The sequence below is a fragment of the Leisingera sp. F5 genome, assembly GCF_001593695.1.
Genome location: NZ_LUKH01000823.1, coordinates 1 through 1618, shown reverse-complemented (window position 1 = coordinate 1618; position 1618 = coordinate 1). Strand labels below are relative to the sequence as shown.

General features: G+C 63.5%; 3 protein-coding genes. All 3 read left to right on the top strand.

Features of this window, described 5'->3' with window-relative positions; genetic code table 11:
- Positions 1-256, top strand: a 256-nt coding sequence (locus A2I95_RS36425) for a RimK family alpha-L-glutamate ligase (RefSeq protein WP_367153202.1), incomplete at its 5' end; no start/stop codon positions are given.
- A gap of 74 nt (positions 257-330) precedes the next feature.
- A complete protein-coding gene (locus tag A2I95_RS36420; RefSeq protein WP_259985322.1) occupies positions 331-1221 on the top strand; it encodes an SPFH domain-containing protein in 891 nt (296 codons plus the stop codon).
- A complete protein-coding gene (locus tag A2I95_RS36415) occupies positions 1221-1496 on the top strand; it encodes a hypothetical protein (protein WP_291737374.1) in 276 nt (91 codons plus the stop codon). The genes A2I95_RS36420 and A2I95_RS36415 overlap by 1 nt, the downstream gene beginning before the upstream one ends.
- Positions 1497-1618 lie beyond the last annotated feature (122 nt).

Sequence of the window (1618 nt, the reverse complement as noted above, 5' to 3'; positions counted from 1 at the left end):
CGCTGAAATCGTCCGCATCACCAAGGAGGAACGCTCCACCGCGGTCCGCGCCGCCCGTGCCTTTGGCCTCAACGTGGCGGGCGTGGATCTGTTGCGGTCGGAAACCGGCCCCAAGGTGCTGGAGGTGAATTCCTCCCCCGGGCTGGAAGGGATCGAGAAGACCTCCTCCAAAAACATCGCCGCGCTGATCTATGCCGAGATCGAAGACCGGGTCCGCCCGGCCCCGATGCGGCGGCTCAAACCCTCTGCCTCTTGAGGCGCAGTTTATCTTGACCTGCCGGGACAGGCGCAGGATCCTGCCCGCAGGCGTTTGAAACAGAAAGCATATTCATGAACGAAGACCTGATTCTGGACCTTCTTTCCAGCAACCTGCTGTACTTGCTGGGCGCGGTCCTGCTGATCATCGTGGTACTGAAGGGCGTGCGCATCGTACCGCAGTCCGAGAAATACGTGATCGAACGTTTCGGCCGCCTGCATTCGGTGCTGGGGCCGGGCATTAACTTCATCGTGCCGTTCCTGGATGTGGCCCGCCACAAGATGTCAATCCTGGAGCGCCAGCTGCCCAACGCCACCCAGGACGCGATCACCAAGGACAACGTGCTGGTGCAGATCGACACTTCGGTATTCTACCGCATCCTGGAGCCGGAAAAGACCGTCTACCGGATCCGCGACGTGGACGGCGCCATTGCCACCACCGTGGCCGGCATCGTGCGCGCCGAGATCGGCAAAATGGACCTGGACGAGGTGCAATCCAACCGCTCGCAGCTGATCGGGCAGATCCAGCATTCGGTCGAAAGCGCGGTAGACGACTGGGGCATCGAAGTCACCCGCGCCGAGATCCTGGACGTGAACCTTGATCAGGCCACCCGCGACGCGATGCTGCAGCAGCTGAATGCCGAACGCGCCCGCCGCGCCCAGGTGACCGAGGCCGAGGGCGCAAAACGCGCGGTTGAGCTGAACGCCGACGCCGAGCTTTATGCCGCCGAACAGACCGCCAAGGCCCGCCGCATCCAGGCCGAAGCCGAGGCCTATGCCACCGAAGTTGTCGCCAAGGCGATCCGCGAAAACGGTATCGAGGCAGCGCAGTACCAGGTCGCCCTGAAACAGGTGGAATCGCTGAACGCGCTCGGCAAGGGCGCGGGCAATCAGACCATCCTGGTCCCCGCCCACGCGCTGGAGGCCTTTGGCAACGCCTTCAACCTGCTGAAAGGGGGCAAATGATGGACATGCCGTTCTGGGACTTGTGGTGGGTCTGGGGCGCCGCGGCGCTGGCGCTAGCCATACTGGAGGTTCTGGTGCCCGGCTTTGTCTTTCTCGGCTTTGCCATCGGCGCTGCAGCCGTCAGCCTGCTGTTGCTGGCAGGCGCCGGTTTCGGCCTGCCGCCGCTATTGCTGATCTTTGCTGTGCTGTCGCTGGCGGCCTGGCTGGTGATGCGCCGCTTTTTTGCCCTGCCCAAGGGCCAGGTGAAGACCTTCAACCACGACATCAACGACTGACAACACCAACTGACAGCAGGCCGGGCTGCGCATCACAGCGGCCCGGCCCATGCGGCACGGGCCACATGCTACGGGCCATACGGCATAGCCCATGCGGCACGGCCCGCGTCAGAATCTGAACC